An 18,225-nucleotide genomic window follows, 5' to 3' on the forward strand; every position below is an offset into this window, starting at 1 on the left:
GAGCGTGTCATAACATGTTCTTAAGAGTATAGTAGTCAATCTTTCAGCTAGACTAGATATAACAATTTTTATTATGGAATCAGCGTTTTCTGCTCAAAATATTCGACATATCCTTGCTAATAACACACCTATTATTGATGTGCGTGCGCCTATTGAATTTAATCAAGGTTCAATCCCTAATGCGATTAATTTACCTTTAATGAATGATGAAGAGCGTGCTGCTGTGGGAACTTGTTATAAACAACAAGGCTCACAAAAAGCGGTTGATTTAGGGCATCAATTGGTTAGTGGTGAAATTCGTGATAACCGTATCGCAGCTTGGCGTGAAGCTTGTGAGCAATTTCCAAATGGTTATATTTGCTGTGCTCGTGGAGGAATGCGTTCTCATATCGTTCAGCAATGGCTTAAAGAGATCGGTATAGATTATCCATTAATTGAAGGTGGATATAAGGCGCTAAGACAGACTGTTATTGAAATGACCAATGAATTAGTTCAACGCCCTATTATCTTAATTGGTGGATGTACTGGTAATGGAAAAACGACTTTAGTGCGTTCATTACCAGAGGGTATTGATCTTGAAGGTATTGCGCACCATCGAGGTTCGTCTTTTGGTCGTACAGTAGAAGCGCAATTTCCTCAAGCGACATTTGAAAACCACCTTGGTGTTGAGATGTTGAAAAAATCACCGAAATATACACGATGGGTGCTTGAGGATGAAGGTCGTGCTATTGGAGCCAATGGATTACCTGAATGTTTGCGAGCAAAAATGCTTGATGCTTCAATAGTTGTTGTGGATGATCCCTTAGAGCGACGCATAGAACGTTTGAAAGCAGAGTATTTTGATCGTATGACGCACGATTATCTGGAAGCGTATGGCGAAGAGAAAGGTTGGCAAGCTTACAGTGATTATTTACATCATGGTTTATTTGCTATCCGCCGTCGCTTGGGCTCTCAAAGAGCAATGGAATTAACGCAGTTGCTAGATAATGCCTTAGAAATTCAGAAAAAAGAGTCTAATACAGAAGCGCATTTTTCTTGGTTAACCCCTTTACTTAAAGAATATTACGATCCTATGTATCGTTATCAATTAAGCAAAAAGGAAGATAAGATTATTTACCAAGGAAGTTATGAAGAAGTCATGCTGTGGTTTAAAAGCTAATAAATAGCTAAGATTTCCTGTATTAAATACAGCGCATACCAAAGAAAAGCCCCGTAAGTTTATATTATGGGGCTCTTTTTTGTTTACTTGAGCCAAATTTAGTTCGATATACCCAGATTCCTAAGATTATCACTAAACCAAAGAAGAAAGGCACCGCTAAAGAGAGTTCAAGGAAAATAAACCGATTAATGTTAATTCCCTGCCCCTTATTTGAGAGTTGTAAAGCTAAAGGCAAAGCACATAATCCAGATAGAAAGCCAATCCCAATTAAGCGATATAACTTAATACGGTTCTCTTTTTGTGTTGGCGCGTCTTGTTTGCGCTGGTATTGAATATATTTCCAACATAAATAAAGCAACCCTAATACAGAGCCTAAATGTTGTAATAATTTATAGATAGCAATCTCTTGGCTATCGGTCATTCCTTGTAGTAATTGTGCTTGTAGTACAGAAAAAAATCTGACGGCGGTTCCTGTTTCGTGAGTAAAAGAATCCCATACAATATGAGTTACCGCGCCAATATACAGGGATAAAACAAATAAGCTTAATGCTCGAATATTGGGTTTTATTGGCTCATATAAGGGGATCGGCGATACGCACTTTAATGGCTCCCGTAGTAAATAATTTAGAATAAAAACCAGTAAGCAAAAAGGAAATGCTGTATAAAACCAGCCCAATAAATCATGTGCCGTTGTCGCTGATTGATATAGGCCAAAAGAATAGAGTAAATCAGGTGAAGTACTTCCTACAATTAATGCAGGTAAACTAAGGCTTTTTCCTATTCGGGACTGCTTTATGGGGAAAACAATAGAAGGATGTGAAAAAGTCCACGGCATAGGAATATCTCTATAATATGAAGATGAATAACAAAAATTAGTATGAGTATATCAGTAGATTAGCTAGGCTTTATCTGATATCACAACGATTATTAAGATTAAATTAGCTCATTGTCATTAATACAAAAATGCCATTAATGGTGAGAACATTAATGGCGTTAGATGATGGGGTTATTGATTTTTACACACTATTTTTTTGCAGAGATATCAACAATTCGTTCTTCTTTAGGTATGTTGATAGTAACTTTTTGCTTAATATATTCAATTACTGCCGTAGCTGCGCTGGTATTAGGAATATCTTTAGCATTTCGACCCTGAGTGAAGGCTGTAAAACCATCTCCGCCTCTCGCTAAGAATGAATTAGCAATAATTGGATAGTAAGTATTATCTTCAACACGTTTTCCATTGATAGAAACTGAGACAACACGTTCGTTTACAGGTTTAGTACTGTCATATTTCATTTCAAAACCACTAGATGCCTGCAATACACCATTAGTTAAATTTGCAGAATGGTTCATTAAATCCCGTAAGTCTTTACCGCTCAATTCCATATAAGTTAAATCATCTGGGAATGGGAACATGCTAATAATATCCCCGATCGTAATATCTCCTTTATGGATCTCGTTACGAATACCGCCACTATTAACAAAAGCAACTTGTGCCCGATTATCTGTGACTAAAAAAGCATCAGTAATTAAATTACCAATTTCAGAAGACTCACCATAAGAACGCGTTAGTTCATTCTGAGTATTGCCAATTTTTTGTTGTGCTATTTCGTCTAATTTTTTAGTCCATGTTTCTATTTTTTTCTGCGTATCCGGATCAGGCTTGTGTTCATCAGCAAAGATATTAACTAGCTCACCTTTATAGTTATCAATTTTTTTAGTTTTGTCGTTTATATCTAACACCAATTTTCCAACGTTAATGCCATAAGCATCCGTAGAAACAATCAACGTGTCGTTTACTTTAATAGGTTCTGGAGTACCCACATGAGCATGGCCAGTAATTAAAATATCTAGCCCTTTTACTTGTTGTGCTAATTCAATATCTTTTTGTAGCATACGAGCGACATCTGCCGAGCCGAAACTGGATTGTCTTGCTGGAACACCTTCATGAACGAGTAATACGGTTATATCAACTTTTCCTTTCAGTTCATTAAGATATTTATTAAGGTATTCAACTTCATCTCTTGCCTCAACACCCTCTCGTTTATCTTTATTAACCGTGTCATAGAAAGCAAACTTACCATGCAATCCAATTACACCAAATTTCACGCCTTCTTTTTCTACTATAATATACGGTTTATCCCAGACAGCTTTGCCGTTATCTTCATAGAAAACATTACCTAAAAGCACAGGGAATGTTGCTTTTTTAAGTTGAGTCACCATGTTTTCGACACCATGGTCGAATTCATGATTACCCACGGAAGCTGCATCAAAAGACATCTCGTTCATGATATCGATGATGGCCTCACCTTGAGTTAAAGTACTTAAATAAGGTCCTGTAAAATAATCACCAGCATCAAGAAATAAAACGCCTGGATTATTTTTTTTAGCATCTTTAACAATGGTCGCAATATTTGCAAACCCACCGACTAATCTATCTTTACTAACATAAGGTGCTTTAAAAGGAACGGCATTCGCGTGTAAATCGTTAGTATGATAAATAGTAATTTCTTGAGCGAATACGGAAGAACTTCCTAATAAAGCGCCAATTAACAGAGGTAATATAAGAACGGGCTTATTCATAATAATATCCTGTAATAATAAAAATACTGAAATAACCTGGTTGATGTTCGGTATTTAGTTAATAATACCTGACTTGTTAAAAGTATGATAACTATCACAGTGCGTTAGCATTACGCGTAGTTGAATTATGTTATTATCATTTTGTGTTGGTTTTTTGTGATAAGAACTGATGAAAACAGTAAAGGAAATTAATGTTAATGTATGTAAAACAGAGGGTTGTGAGCATTTTTCTGAAGTTGTAGAAAATGCCTATGTGATCCCGTCTTTTAAATTAGGTTTTCCTGCCGTTTATTGCAATTGTTGTGGCGGTAGTAGCGTATTAATTAATAATGAAGATATAAAGGCATTATTAAATCCTTATATTGATTTTTTTAATTTAAATATTAATGAGCAATGCCCAAATTGTGATTCATCAGAAAAAATACTTTATGGCAAGACAGGAAAAGGAACAGTACGCTATCAATGTAAACAGTGTAATACGGTTTTTTCTCTTAAAAACAATATAGACTCAAAGTCTATTAATAATAAAATAATAGAACTTCTTATTTTACAATCGCAAACACCCACTTATATTATTAAGAATTTAAACATTACCCCTGCTCTGTTTTATAGAAAACTATCTGCTATTGAAAAGATAATAGAAATAAAAACAAGGCAATATGAAAAGTTATTAGATAAAAATAAAACTTATGATTTGCAAACAAACGTATTTACGTTGAGTTGCCGTAACAACACAACAAAAGGCTTTTCAAATGAGCTTTTTGGGATGGTAACCTGTTGCTCTAAAACAGGTTATGTTTTTCTTCCAAGTGTTAATTGGAGTGAAATATTAGTGAGCTCTGATAGTCAATATCATAACAACACTAAAAAAGAGACATTAGATAATACTCAAGGTGTATTACTCGATAATATTATTATGCGATATGAGCAAATAAATAGTAGAAAAAGTTTTGGTCAAATTCAATACACAGAAAAGATTTGCTCTGAGCATATTATTGAACCTGTTGTTTTATCACATTTTCACTTTCTTAAATTAAAGTTTATTCTACCAATAAGTATTAAACATCATTTTATTTATCATGATAGCTTTATCCGTGGTGGGTGTATGGTTGCCTACGGTAAAGAAATAAAACAAAAAACATCTAACCTTTATTATGTGGTTTCAAAGGGAACACGCCTAACATCAGATTTTAATTATAAAGGAAGTTATACACTGGGTTGGTGGAATAACAAATGGTATGAGTTTATATCTCAAGATAATCAAGAGTTATTCTATCTATGTAATTTGGGGTTAAATAAAACAGATGATGTTAGTTTTTATACTAAAATATCCCCTTCTCTTGATTACAGCCATCTATTTATTCAATCATTTAAAGAAAAATTTCCTGATGTATTTTTGAAAACCTTATCGCCTAGTACAGTAAAATTATTATTATCTATTTATAGTTTTTACTATAATTATTGTCTTAGTAATGAAAGTGGAACGCCAGCACAAAGAATGGAACTAATAAAAGAAAAGATAACGATAAAATCACTGTTTAATTAAAATAAAAATACCTTATCATTACCGTTTGATCTCGAAAAGTATAATCGGATATTTCCAAAATGGAAATTAGAGATTGCTTTTTTGTCATTAGGTTTCAGTTTCTTTGACGACTAGAATGCCTCTTCATCAGAATAATTGAGGTGGCTGGATGACAAAATATATCCTTTTTAGCTTTTGCTTAGTGTTGATTTACCCTCTTGGTGTGGACTTACATTTAACGGGTTTAACGGCAATCGCAAATGATTTAAACGCATCGGAAGTGACATTACATCAAGCTTTTTCAATTTATTTAATGGGCATGGTTTCATCCATGTTAATTGCAGGATGGTGTAGTGATAATTTAGGACGTAAACCTGTTGTATTGCTTGGAACCGTTATTTTCTTATTGGCATCATTTGGTGCTGGAGTTTCGGTAACGGAAAATAACTTTTTGATCGCACGCTTCTTCCAAGGTATTGGGGCTGGATTTTGTTATGTTGTTACTTTTGCGATATTACGAGATACATTAGCTGAAAAACAACGCGCTAAAGTTCTTTCTATGATAAATGGCATTACTTGTATTATTCCAGTATTAGCGCCTGTTTTAGGTTTTCTGATCTTATTAAAATTTAAATGGCCGGTCATGTTTTATGCCATGGCAATCTACGCGTCATTAATCTTTATTTATTGTTTCTTTGTGATAAAAGAAACCAAACCAAAACAGTTGGCTAAAAGTAAAAATAAAACGACTACACTCACCGATGAATCTTTTTTAAATAGCTTCTTTTTAAGTCGTTTGCTTATTTCATGCTTGGGAATGAGCGTGATCCTGACTTATGTTAATATCTCTCCAATCGTGATTATGCAGCAAATGCATTACACCACTGGGCAGTATTCAACAGCAATTACATTGCTTGCGATGGTCAGTATGGTCACTTCGTTTATGATGCCGAAAATATTAACAAAACTCCGCTATGAAACTATTTTGTATACGGGTTTATCAAGCTTTTTGGGTGCGGCTATTTTTCTTTTCATCGGAAAAAACAGTGATCCTCGCTGGTTCTTTGTCTCATTTTCATTATGTGGCGCGGGGTTTGCGTTACTATTTGGTATTATAATGAGTCAAGCACTCTCTCCATTTAGCCAGCGTGCTGGGCTTGCCAGTTCAATTTTAGGGATTTTGCAGTTGAGTTTTGCATCTCTTTATATCTGGACTATGGGGTGGTTAGGAATATCTGCAATTAATATGCTGATGATTATATTGTTTGTAAGTAGCTTTATTGGTTTTACCTTTTTGCATCTCTTTCGTTCTTCTGGACAACAACAAAAGGTGAATTGTGATGCATAAGCCATTACATCGAATAGATTTGAATTTATTGGTTATTTTTCAAATTCTTTTACAAGAGCGTAGTGTTACATTGACTGCAAAATGGTTGTCTATTTCACCTTCTGCGGTGAGTAAAGCATTGGCTAAATTGCGCGTTTGGTTTGATGATCCTCTTTTCGTTCGCAGCCCTCAGGGATTAATTCCAACACCTTTGACATTAAGTATTGAAGAATCTCTTTCCGATTTTATTAATATTGGTAACCATATCGCGGGTAAGCAAAATAGCGAGACACCTAAAGGTGTTCATTTTAGTTTAATATTGGAATCCCCTTTACATCAGGTGTTATTGAATCAATTCCCTTTAGAAATATTGAATTATTATCCTCAATCAATGGTGCAAATACGAAATTGGGAATATAACTCACTTTCGAGCATTATTGACGGTGATGCTGATATTGCTTTTTTAGGTCGTGAATATTATTCAGGCTCTAAAGAAGCATTACATTTATTACCTGAAGTCATCGATTGTGAAGAGCTTTTTCGTGATACGCCATTAGTTTATGTGCGAAAAGATCACCCGTTATTAAAAGAGCCTTGGAATTTAGAGACATTTTTACGCTATTCTCACATCTCAACAGAATATGATAAACGACCTCATTGGGCATTAGATGATATTTTGGCAGAGCATGGGCGTTTACGTAATATAGCCATAACTTACACGTCATTTGAGCAAACTTTATTTATGATTTCTCAACCTAATCATGAACTTATTACTTGTTTGCCTGGATATTGTGTACATTATATCTCTAGAGCTTTACCTAATTTAGTGACATTACCTCTACCACTGCCACACAGTGTTTCTGAACAGCTTGATATCTCATTTATTTTACTGTGGCATAAACGCCATGCGTATAATTCTAAAGTGTTGTGGTTAAGAGAAACTATCAAAAATAGTGTTAATCAATTTATGCAGAAAAATAGTCGTTAAAAGTCTTACTGCTATTTATTTAGTTTCTTCTGTATTTACCGAAAATTATTAGCAGGATTAAGATTATTATTAATAAATAATCTTATCCTGTTTTTTATATCGCTATCGTATACCACCCTATTTTTAACCTCTTTTTATACTCTTTCTGACATCAGAGGATCATGTTATGCACTTTATCGTGCTTGATCTCCTTATACTTAAAATATATAGTTGCAATTGCAATGATTGCTTTTGCAATTTAAATAATATTTAAAGAATATAAACTGTAGAGAGTACAACATGAAAAAATCACCTGATAAAAAGCTAATTTTTTATACCTCTAATACGCCTAATGGCTTAAAAATTAGTATCTTTTTACATGAAGCTCAATTAGCACATTCTAAAATCTATTTGGATTTATCGACGGGCGTTCAGCGTAGCCCAGAATATTTGGCGATCAACCCAAATGGAAAAATACCTGCAATTGTTGACAATGAGGAGGATATGACTGTTTTTGAATCAGGTGCGATATTAACTTACCTCGATGATAAGTATAAAGTATTTAAATCGGTATCAATGAAAGAGAATTTGAGTATCCAGCAATGGCTAAATTTTCAAATCGCAGGTGTTGGCCCTATGATGGGGCAATTATGGTGGTTTTTGCATGGTTCTAAAACACAAAATCTTGAGGCAATTACACGTTATACAAATGAATCTTTGCGTCTATTGGGTGTAATTGAACGACAACTCACAATAACGCCTTATTTAGCAGGAAATCATTACTCAATTGCTGATATTGCAACTTTTTCATGGTTAAGAACATGGGAAGAGTTAAATTTAGATCTTACAACATTCCCATATGTTATTGAGTGGCTGGATAAAATTAATCAACGCCCTGCTGTTAAAAAAGCGATATTAGCAAATTGCCAACCTAAAAATGAAGAGATATTGGCTTAATTATTAGATTAAATATGCAGAATAATTAATGCTGATCTTTTTTATACTCACCTTAGTTTTTTAAGTTTAAGGTGAGTAAATAAAATATTTTTATATTTTCCCTTTTATAAATAATGTGTCTTATTGTGCTATCTAAATCTTCTCTTAATCTTTCTTTAATTTTATCGCAGATAATAAACAATGAGTTTTTATTAAAATGCGATTTAGTGATTTAAAAAGAGAATATGATGGATATCAGTTTAAAACGTATCACTTCAGATAATTATGAAGAAATTAGCTTGCTTGAAGTGGAAGAATATCAAGAAGACTATATTGCTTCTAATATATGGTCTTTAGTTGAGGCGGCTTATAACGAAAACTATGTCGTCAGAGGTATTTATTTATCAGATAAACCAGTTGGCTTTTTTATGTGGGTAAAAGAAAACTCGCATAAAATTGCTATCTGGCGTTTTATGATAGATAAAGCACACCAAAATAAAGGATTAGGCAGAAATGCCCTTCAGCTTGCTTTAAATGAAATTAAACAAGATAAAGAAATCAATGAAATTGAGATCTGTTATAACCCATTAAATCCAGTGGCTAAAACATTCTATGCCTCTTTTGGTTTTGAAGAGATAGGTATGGATAAAGATGGGGATGATATGTTAGCAATAATAAGAGTAACACAATGAAAAATATAAAAAATAATAGCAAGCAAGAACAGATAGAACAGTTATTAAGTCCTATTTCAGAGAATACACCGGGTATTATTATACAGGCTCGTTTTGATGATGGTGTTATATATCAAGCTCAAAAAGGTCTTGCGAATATATCTAAAAATCAATTAATTGATGAAAATAGTGTCTTTAATTTGGCTTCTGTTTCAAAGCAATTTACCGCTTTTTCTATATTGCTTCTGGCTAAAGATGGAAAGTTATCACTTGATGATTCAATTCTTATTTATTTGCCGGAGTTAGGTGACTATGCCAAAGCGATCACAATTAACGATTTAGTTTCCCATACCAGTGGATTAATTGATTATATGGAATTAGCGTTTGAGCGAGGTGTTTCTTACACAACGCAACTTACGCCAGAAGAAAGTTTTGCTGATATTGTAAAGCAAACAGAGACTTACTACCCTATTGGCAGTAAATTTGAATATAACAATACTGGATATTTTTTACTTTCTCAGATCATTGAGCGAGTAACTCAACAACCATTTTCAGTTTTTGCTCAAGAGCGTATCTTTGCGCCATTACAAATGAACGATACGTTTATTGTTGAAGAATATCCTACAATAAATCCTATTGTGTCTGGATATGCGGAAAATGAGCAAGGAAACTATGAGTTATCAGAAAGTCCTTGGACACATACTGGAGATGGTGCAGTACATTCAAGTGCGAACGATTTAATGAAATGGGGTGAAAACTTTAGTACCGCAAAAGTGGGTGGTGCTGAGCTTATTGCGAAAATGACACAACCTTTTCCTAATTCTACGCGTGAAGGTAAGCCGATAATTGATTATGAAGCTTATGGATTTGGCCTTTTTATTAATCATACACTGGGTGAAATAAGTTTTGAACATTCAGGGGGTTGGATGGGAACTTCAACCTATTTTATGCGTTTCCCACAATCTAAACTCACTATCACCGTTCTATCTAATCGTGAAAACTATGATATTGATTTACTTGCAACTAAAGCCGCAAAAATTTTGCTTAATTAGTCGGCAAAAATAGAGAAAATGAAAAAATAGCTCTTATTTAAAATAGAAAAAGGTGCAATTGCACCCTCTTCTATTTTATTTTTTAAATGTAGATAAGAGAAATTATAATCCCATAATTTGTCTATTCTTAGGATAAGAAAGAGTATAATTCAATGGTAATGATTTTTCCTCTTTGGCACCTAATGTGATATCCCATTTAATTTCACCAGTATCTTTATCAAGCACACCATCTTTATAAATGGCATCTGCTACATTGATATTGTTTTCTTGGCTAAGTGGTAGTTGATCGTAAATAGTGACTTTTACAGGAGAGTTATAAGTATTTCTTACTTTAATGGTATAACTCTCTTTTTGTTCAATCGTTGTACCAATAAAGATAGGCTCTTTTCTTATTTTCTCATTGTTAATACGGCTAATTTGAATATTTTTATCTATTCCAAATGGAATGCTAAGTAACTCTGTTAATTCGTTGGTATTAATATAACTATTACCAACAAAGCTATTCATATAGTAGATATTCGCACGACCATTAAGTAAATTTAAGTTTTCCCAATCTTTAACTTCAGCTTGTAAATAAACTTCTTCAACTAATTTAGGCGTTGTTAAATAGCGATAATCCGCAACAACTTCTTTTTGATTAATCACTAATGTATTAGGCTCTGTGCTATTTTTTAAGGTGTAAGGTAACGCGATAGCATGGCTTAAATTGATACCATTATTATTGGTTGTTACGTAACGAGTCACGCCTTTACTTAGTCGCTCTCTTGGTGCCATGCTTTCCCTTTCACTCATTTCTTCTAACACTGGAGCTGGCATAGCCATCCTCATGTCCATATTGGATTGTTTAAATTTCGAAGTGTTATTATAAAGAGATAAATACCAAGGTGATAATGTTGGTGCAGTGATATTAAGTGATGGATTAGTAGATGTTAAAACCAGTTTTACTTTATCCCAATTTAAGCCTGTATTTTGAATAACATCCGCTTTATAGGTGAGTAATATTGGCTTATCCATTCCTTGGCTTCGGATATCATAAGCAGGTGACCATCCAGCATCTGGCGTTATATAAGAAATACGCATTTTGCTGGTTAGATTTTTTGATGTGCCTAAAGATAAAACAATTTGTGTTTTCTCTTGCGCAATAATTGGCATATCAATTTCTAATTGTCGGTTTAACTCTTCTAATTGTTCTGTTAATTCAGCAATTTCTTCACGCGCCATTTTTTGCTGATTTAAAATAGATGTCATTTTTTGGCTAATAAAATCAAATTTTTGTGATGAGTGTTCTAATGACTGAGTTTCACCATAACCAAAAAATGATTGGTCTTTTAATAAAGTAATTTGTTCATCACCCACATTAATATTGATGTTTAATACTTCAATTCGCTTATTAATGTCTTTCTGTTTTTCCATCAATACTGCAATGTTAGAAGGGTAACTAGGAGCAATAGGAATTTTTTTAACGTTAATGGTATTAATAATCACATCTTCATTATCAATGCTAATTGATAAGCTTCTAGGATCAATATTGTCTGCAACATTAGATAAAACAACTTCACTCTGCCCTGCAGGTAAGTTAAGAGTGACGTTATTTTCAAGTTCAGCACCCCGTAAAAAAATCGTTGCTTGGTTGAGTTTTATATCGTAATTAAGCGGTTTAGTCGGATCTACTGAATTGATTTCATTAGCAAAAACACTAGTTGCACTAATAATAGATAATGTAATAAGCGATAGCGTTAATTTATTGGGTTTAATCATCATTTTTATTCTATCCGTAGTTGATGAGCAGTATTAGTGAGAACTTCAAAATAGAGATGCACTGTTGCACAAGTATATTTAGATAGTATTGCATCTCTAATAAATTTGATAACAGAATAAACTTAAAATCTGATAGTTACGAAGTGGAAAAAACAGATAAAACAGTGTGTTAGCATTTTTAATTAAATGAATATTTAAATAATAAGGATTATCTTAATGATGGTGCAATATTTAGCTTTTATTAGCTTTATATCGTCTTGTTTAGATAAAAATAAGCAGAAAAGATTAATACACTCTGGCAATAGCAATAAAAAAGGCAGTTTAAAAATAAACTGCCCAGAATAAAGATATTTTTATCAATTCTTATTTAACAACTTCACCGCTATCGATAACAGTTTTGCGTACTTTATTAGAGAAATCTTGTGCTTCTTTAATAATAGCTTTTTCATCAACGGTTAATAGCTGACGATCTTCCATTAAGATCTTTCCATCAACGATGGTGTGGCGAACATTACTGCCATTTGCGCCATACACTAATGCTGCATAAGGACTATACATTGGCACCATGTTAGGCGATTTAGTATCAACAACGATAATATCAGCAAGTTTGCCTGATTCTAAAGAGCCCAGTTTATCTTCCATATGTAGTACTTTCGCTGAACCCATTGTTGCCAGTTCTACTACGGTTAATGGTGGCATAGCAGCACGATCTTTATTCTCTAATTTATGGATTTTACCCACAAGATTTAGCTCATTCATGGTCGTTAGCGTATTACTCGACATTGGACCATCAGTCCCTAAGCCCACACGAACACCCTTTTCTAACATCGCAACGACAGGCGCTACACCTTTTGCTGATTTAGTATTTGCACTGATATTATGAGCAACACCAACATCATATTTTTTCAGTAAATCAATATCTTTATCATCAACCATAATTGCGTGAGCAGCGATAACTTTATTATTTAGCGCCCCGATATCTGCCATATATTGCACTGGACTTTTACCGCCAGTACGTTTAGCGATTTCTTCTTGTTCACGGTCGGTTTCAGCCAAATGGATCATAACAGGAACATCAAGTTCTATTGATAATTTAGCAATTTTCTGAAGGTTTTCTGTGGTATTTGTATAAGGAGCATGTGGTGCAAATGCTGGGATAATACGAGGGTGATCTTTATATTCTTTAATAAAGTTTACTGCGTATTGGATACCTTCTTCTGGTGTTTTCGCATCTGCAACTGGGAAATTAATAACAGATTCTCCTAATACTGCGCGATTACCCATTTTATCGACAGTTTTAGCGACTTCATCTTCGAAGTAATACATATCAACGTAAGTTGTTACACCACCTTTTACCATTTCGATATTTGCAAGATTGGCACCCACTCTGACCATTTCGCGAGAAACCATTTTGCTTTCGAGTGGGAAGATATAACGGTGAAGTCTGTCTGGTACATCATCGGCTAAGGAACGAAATACAGTCATCGAACCATGCGTATGGGTATTAATTAAACCCGGCATCACAATATCACCATCAACATCTAACACTTTATTGGCTTGATATTCTTTAGAAAGCTCGGGGCCACCAACGGCAATAATTTTATTTTCTTTTACGACAACAGTGCCCTGTTCAATGATTTTATTTTGCTGATCCATAGTTAGAACAGTACCGTCAACTATCATCAAATCAGCTTGTTTTGCCGCGTAACTAGAAAAGGAGACCGCCATGACAGCCAAAGCAAGCATAGATTTAGAAAATGACATCATTACCTCTCGTCTTGATGGGAAAATTTTCCTAAGATTATAAATAAATTCATCGGCTTTTGATATTAACCGAAAGTGAATGAGATCACCGAATAAATAATTAATTGAAGTTATTATCGCAATCGGTGTCTAAATTTCTTGCAGTTAGTCTTATCGATAGATACGAAATATGTCGTAGAGAGTGGCGAGATTAAATGAGGCATGTAGCGTTTATTGTTAATAACAAACGCTACACTGGCTGGTTATCTGTCTGTGAATGACAAGAGTGAGTTACCAGCAACGGTTATTATGATATCCACGATTATGATTTCTATCATCTTGATATCGGTTGTGTCGGTATGAACGATTATTATCTCGTTCAGTTTGGATTTGATTTGATAATGAATCTAAATCTTTAATTAATGTTTGGGCTTTGTCATCTGTCTCTTTGACGCCTTGATCATAAAGCTTATTTAGCTCATAGCGTTTATCTTCAAAGCTGCGCACTAAGTTAGAGTAGCTATCACTATAATTTGATTGAGCTCTATCATGGTAGCCGTAGCAATAAGCACAGGCAGAAGCTACCGATGAATATAGAAATAAAGAAGATAAAATAACAGATAATAGGACTCTCTTTTTCATGGCAATGCTCCCTAGGTTCATCTAATAGATGTCAAAAGACCATTTTAACATAGTGGTTATTATAAATTTATGTAAAATTGCCAAATTATTACCTGTTTATTTCTTGTTGTTTGACTTAATACCCTGATTCTTTGTGTATCATTGAAGCATTATATGATTTCATGCGTTATAGAATAGAAAAGCTTAATGGTTTTTTAGGATGTTATTCTAAGCAGCAATTAAGGTAAGAAAGCGAGCGAGAGTTATATGACCGTTTTTAGTGAAAGAACCTATGTTAATGTATCAACTTAGGATTCTTTTTTATTATAAAAGTCATTTATCTTATCCATTAGCAAAAAGTTGGCAGTTGCAGTGACTTAAATTTATAGTGTCACTAATTTGAACACCCTTTGTTATCTAAATTTCTTGCAGTTAGTCTTATCAATCAAGGAGCGGTTTAATGAGTAAAACGTTGCAACCGGGTGAAAATACATCACTCAGCGAAAATAAAGGACAAGTTAAAGTCTCTCATGCAGTAGGCTATAATCTTGATATTAATCTGACTGCATTTTTAGTAACTGGCTCAGGAAAAGTCGTTAATGACGACGATATGGTTTTCTTTAATGCTCCTCATCATGCTTCTGGTGCAGCTTCGTTTATTTCACCGATAACTCAAGGCTCAACAGTTATTCATAGTATTGACTTTGATTTTTCTCGTTTGCCCGCAAATATTACCAAAATAGCAATTACATTAACGCAAGATGGCAGTGCTGGCGGTTTCGCTGTTGTTAATCAATTAAAAGCACAAGTGCTGATAAATAATGAAGTTATTGAGTTAGCGCCGAGCCAGTTTTCACAAGAAACAGGCATCATCGTTTTAGAACTTTATGTTCGAAATGGTCAGAATAAAGTCCGTTCTGTGTGGCAAGGTTTTGCTTCTGGACTTGCGGGCTTATGTAACCTTTACGGTGTTGAAGTTGAAGAGCCTGCTCCAGTTATTGCACCACCACCTGCTCCCGTAAATATACAAAAAAGCGTAGTGAAACTGACTAAACCTGATAGTAGTCATCGTGTTTCATTGCTAAAAGGTAATGATGCACCTAAGCGTATTTTAGTCAGTGCAACATGGATAGATAATGGAGATGGAAAAGATAATGATGATTTAGATCTTCGTGTGGGAATTTTACGCCCGAATGGTCAAATGTCGATTATTCAAGCGCCAGATAAAAGCGGCGCTTTTAATTCTGATCCTTTTGTTTTCCATACCGGTGATGTGGTGAGTGTGAGTCAAGAACAACCCGGTTGCGAAACCGTTGAGATTAACCCTGCTATTTCCCAATTAATGGGCGGTAAAGTCGCGTTGGTTTGTAGTGTTTACTCTGCAATTAGTAACGGTTGTGTTTCTGTTGCCTCATTAAAACCAACAATGCGTATGGAATATGGCAATCAAGTGGTTGAATGTTCTTGTGAATATAAGAAAGGCTTTTTCAATAATATGATTTATACCTATGTGATTGGTATTATTGAAATTGATCAAGATAGCATTACATTAAAACCATCAGGTGTAACATCAAGAGCAGGTAGTGAAGCGACACCTTGGTTAACTCGCAATGGTAATGAGCTTAAATTAACAATGGATGGCCCTCATGTTTTTAAAGGGAAGAAACCCAGTATTTTAGGCACTAAACGTTATGTCTGATCTCATTATAAAAAAGAAATAATCTAAAGTTTATCTTAAAGAAAAACGGGCAATAATATCTATGCCCGTTTATTTATTAAAAGCATTTATTGCTGATTAAATTAAGCGCGCTTTTTTTGTTGTAAAAACCACTTATCTAATTCATTGGCAAAAAGTTGACGGTCGCGTTGGCTTAAACTTGCAGGACCTCCAGTTTGAATACCGCTTGCTCTCATCGTATCCATAAAATCACGTATATTTAGACGTTCCCGAATAGTTGCTTCAGTATAACGTTCGCCTCTTGGATTTAGAGCGACTGCGCCCTTTTCTATGACTTCGGCTGCTAATGGAATATCAGCGGTAATAACCAAGTCATCTTTATTAGTACGGCGAACAATTTCGTTATCAGCAACGTCAAACCCAGCAGAAACTTGTAATGTACGTAAGAAAGGCGATGCGGGCACGATTAATCGTTGATTAGCAACAAAAGTAATAATCACTTTTTCTCTATCTGCTGCACGATATAACACTTCTTTGATTACTTTTGGACATGCATCAGCATCAACCCATATAGGCATAACAACACTCTCTTGATTATTCGGTATTAAACAGTCGGTATTAAATGGTCTGTATTTGTGGCGTTTAAAATAACACATTAATCCTAACTAAGTGACTGAAGCTTTGCTCTTTCTCGTTTTTCTGACTGTTGATTAGCCCAGATACTAATTAATATCACGATCATGCCTAGAATTTGTAAACTCGTTAATTGTTGTCCTAACAATGCCCAACCTAAAATAACCGCGCTTAGTGGGCTTAAAAAGCCTAATGAAGCCACAGAGCTTGGTCCCAATAATGCTAATCCTCTAAACCAGAAAATATAGGTTAATGCCCCACCGATTAAGGTTAAATAAGCCAAGCCTAAAAGATTAATTCCTGTTAATGAAGGTAATGCGGGTTCGAAAAATAACGCAAAAGGTAATAATACAGCGCCACCAGCGGTTAATTGCCAAGCTGTAAACGTTAAAGGTGTAACAGGCGGTTGCCAACGACGACTTAATACAGTACCTGTCGCCATAGAAAATGCACCGCCTAATCCTGCAATTATTCCGATAGGATCAAGCGCTGCATTCGGTGTCAATATCAGTATTGCCACACCAAAAATACCGCCTAATGCGGCTGAAATAGACAACCATGATAACCGTGTTTGTAATAACCACCGAGATAAAAATAAGACAATTAAAGGCTGAACGGCACCCACTGTTGCAGCAACACCACCAGGTAAACGATAGGCTGAAATAAATAATAGCCACCAGAACAGCGAGAAATTTAAAATCCCAAAATAATGACACGCAACCACCATATACCTTGTGGCAGTTGTCTCATGATAATTAATAATAAAATTCCTGCAGGTAATGCTCGTAATGCAGCTAACGTCATGGGAACATTAGCGGGCAACATTTCCGTTGTCACAATATAAGTGCTCCCCCATACAATAGGAGCTAATGCCGTTAGTAGTAATGTTGTGTATCGATTCATAAAATCACTCGTTTAGTTGTTACCACACCGATTTATCTTGAGGTCAAGATAAATTAATAATACCTTGACGTCAAGATAAATAATTGACATTATGAATGCATGGACAGAATAGATAAAATTACTAAACAATGGCAGCGTGAGCGCCCTGATCTTGATATTAGTCCGATGGGATTAATAGGTCGATTGGGGAATATAACTTTGCATCTTTCGCGCGAAATGGAGAAAGTTTTCTCTCAATTTGGCTTAAATACGTCAAGTTTTGATGTTCTTGCTACACTACGACGTGCAGGAGATCCTTATACCCTCTCTCCTGGTGAGATGTTATCAACACTGATGGTTACATCAGGCACGATGACAAATCGTATTGATCAATTAGAAAAAGCCGGTTGGGTTATTCGTAAAGTTAATCCAGAAGATGGGCGTGGTTTTTTAGTCTCGCTAACACCTGAAGGTCTGGAATTAATCAACCAAGTAATAGAAGCACACGTTGAAAATCAAAAACGTTTAGTCTCAGGTTTATCACAACAAGAACAACAAGCATTAAACCAATTGCTTAAAGTTTTTCTTAACACATTAGAATAGTATTTTATCCGCTTTTATTTTCTTTCATTTAACCTAACTCTCTCGATAATGAAGGTAAGAATATAAACCGAGTGTCTTTACTTACCT

Annotated in this window: 15 protein-coding genes and 1 pseudogene; 9 read left to right on the forward strand and 7 right to left on the reverse strand. The window is 34.7% G+C overall.

Going from position 1 to position 18,225, the window contains the following annotated elements; all coding sequences use genetic code 11:
• Positions 1-73 precede the first annotated feature (73 nt).
• Positions 74-1,159 carry a tRNA 2-selenouridine(34) synthase MnmH gene (gene mnmH, locus EHE21_RS09095; protein WP_194952482.1) on the forward strand — a complete coding sequence of 362 codons (1,086 nt, stop codon included), beginning with the start codon at positions 74-76 and terminating at the stop codon, positions 1,157-1,159.
• A gap of 64 nt (positions 1,160-1,223) precedes the next feature.
• On the opposite strand, the gene EHE21_RS09100 is transcribed toward mnmH, so the two are convergent.
• Positions 1,224-1,994, reverse strand: coding sequence for a DUF4184 family protein (locus EHE21_RS09100; protein WP_194952483.1), 771 nt, complete (start codon positions 1,992-1,994; stop codon positions 1,224-1,226).
• A 188-nt stretch (positions 1,995-2,182) separates the two neighbouring features.
• Entirely contained in the window at positions 2,183-3,742 is a 1,560-nt protein-coding gene (locus EHE21_RS09105) for a bifunctional metallophosphatase/5'-nucleotidase (protein ID WP_194952484.1), read from the reverse strand.
• A gap of 169 nt (positions 3,743-3,911) precedes the next feature.
• Between EHE21_RS09105 and EHE21_RS09110 the strand changes: the two genes are divergently transcribed.
• From EHE21_RS09110 to EHE21_RS09135, 6 genes are all read left to right on the forward strand, one after another.
• Positions 3,912-5,288 (forward strand): hypothetical protein, encoded by a 1,377-nt coding sequence (locus EHE21_RS09110; protein ID WP_194952485.1) that lies wholly within the window; start codon positions 3,912-3,914, stop codon positions 5,286-5,288.
• Between the two features lie 148 nt (positions 5,289-5,436).
• The gene (locus EHE21_RS09115) at positions 5,437-6,615 is read left to right on the forward strand and encodes an MFS transporter (protein WP_194952486.1); all 1,179 of its coding nucleotides are present in this window, start codon (positions 5,437-5,439) and stop codon (positions 6,613-6,615) included.
• The gene (yidZ, locus tag EHE21_RS09120; protein WP_194952487.1) at positions 6,608-7,582 is read left to right on the forward strand and encodes an HTH-type transcriptional regulator YidZ; all 975 of its coding nucleotides are present in this window, start codon (positions 6,608-6,610) and stop codon (positions 7,580-7,582) included. The genes EHE21_RS09115 and yidZ overlap by 8 nt, the downstream gene beginning before the upstream one ends.
• Positions 7,583-7,861: 279 nt before the next feature.
• On the forward strand, positions 7,862-8,518 hold the full coding sequence (locus EHE21_RS09125; protein WP_194952488.1) for a glutathione S-transferase family protein: 657 nt from the start codon (positions 7,862-7,864) through the stop codon (positions 8,516-8,518).
• Between the two features lie 224 nt (positions 8,519-8,742).
• Positions 8,743-9,189 carry a GNAT family N-acetyltransferase gene (locus EHE21_RS09130; RefSeq protein WP_228766758.1) on the forward strand — a complete coding sequence of 149 codons (447 nt, stop codon included), beginning with the start codon at positions 8,743-8,745 and terminating at the stop codon, positions 9,187-9,189.
• The gene (locus EHE21_RS09135) at positions 9,186-10,220 is read left to right on the forward strand and encodes a serine hydrolase domain-containing protein (RefSeq protein ID WP_194952489.1); all 1,035 of its coding nucleotides are present in this window, start codon (positions 9,186-9,188) and stop codon (positions 10,218-10,220) included. Before EHE21_RS09130 ends, EHE21_RS09135 begins: the two co-directional genes overlap by 4 nt.
• A 102-nt stretch (positions 10,221-10,322) precedes the next feature.
• Here the strand turns inward: EHE21_RS09135 and EHE21_RS09140 are convergent, their stop codons facing one another.
• The 3 genes from EHE21_RS09140 to EHE21_RS09150 all read right to left on the reverse strand — a co-directional run bounded on the left by EHE21_RS09140 (position 10,323) and on the right by EHE21_RS09150 (position 14,363).
• The gene (locus tag EHE21_RS09140; RefSeq protein ID WP_194952490.1) at positions 10,323-11,981 is read right to left on the reverse strand and encodes a DUF4139 domain-containing protein; all 1,659 of its coding nucleotides are present in this window, start codon (positions 11,979-11,981) and stop codon (positions 10,323-10,325) included.
• A gap of 360 nt (positions 11,982-12,341) precedes the next feature.
• Positions 12,342-13,742, reverse strand: a complete 1,401-nt coding sequence (locus EHE21_RS09145) for an amidohydrolase (RefSeq protein WP_194952609.1) — start codon at positions 13,740-13,742, stop codon at positions 12,342-12,344.
• Between the two features lie 270 nt (positions 13,743-14,012).
• Positions 14,013-14,363, reverse strand: a complete 351-nt coding sequence (locus tag EHE21_RS09150; RefSeq protein ID WP_194952491.1) for a hypothetical protein — start codon at positions 14,361-14,363, stop codon at positions 14,013-14,015.
• Between the two features lie 439 nt (positions 14,364-14,802).
• Between EHE21_RS09150 and EHE21_RS09155 the strand changes: the two genes are divergently transcribed.
• On the forward strand, positions 14,803-16,041 hold the full coding sequence (locus tag EHE21_RS09155; protein WP_194952492.1) for a TerD family protein: 1,239 nt from the start codon (positions 14,803-14,805) through the stop codon (positions 16,039-16,041).
• A 101-nt stretch (positions 16,042-16,142) separates the two neighbouring features.
• On the opposite strand, the gene EHE21_RS09160 is transcribed toward EHE21_RS09155, so the two are convergent.
• Both EHE21_RS09160 and EHE21_RS09165 read right to left on the reverse strand, forming a co-directional pair.
• Positions 16,143-16,598, reverse strand: coding sequence for a YaiI/YqxD family protein (locus EHE21_RS09160; RefSeq protein ID WP_088495601.1), 456 nt, complete (start codon positions 16,596-16,598; stop codon positions 16,143-16,145).
• Between the two features lie 83 nt (positions 16,599-16,681).
• Positions 16,682-17,556 (reverse strand): annotated as a pseudogene (locus EHE21_RS09165) (EamA family transporter).
• Positions 17,557-17,655: 99 nt separating this feature from the next.
• On the opposite strand from EHE21_RS09165, the gene EHE21_RS09170 reads away from it, so the two are divergent.
• A complete protein-coding gene (locus tag EHE21_RS09170) occupies positions 17,656-18,138 on the forward strand; it encodes a MarR family winged helix-turn-helix transcriptional regulator (RefSeq protein ID WP_088495599.1) in 483 nt (160 codons plus the stop codon).
• Positions 18,139-18,225: the final 87 nt, after the last annotated feature.

Origin of the sequence: Proteus sp. GOKU (genome assembly GCF_015475555.1) — a bacterium.
Classification (GTDB): domain Bacteria; phylum Pseudomonadota; class Gammaproteobacteria; order Enterobacterales; family Enterobacteriaceae; genus Proteus; species Proteus mirabilis_B.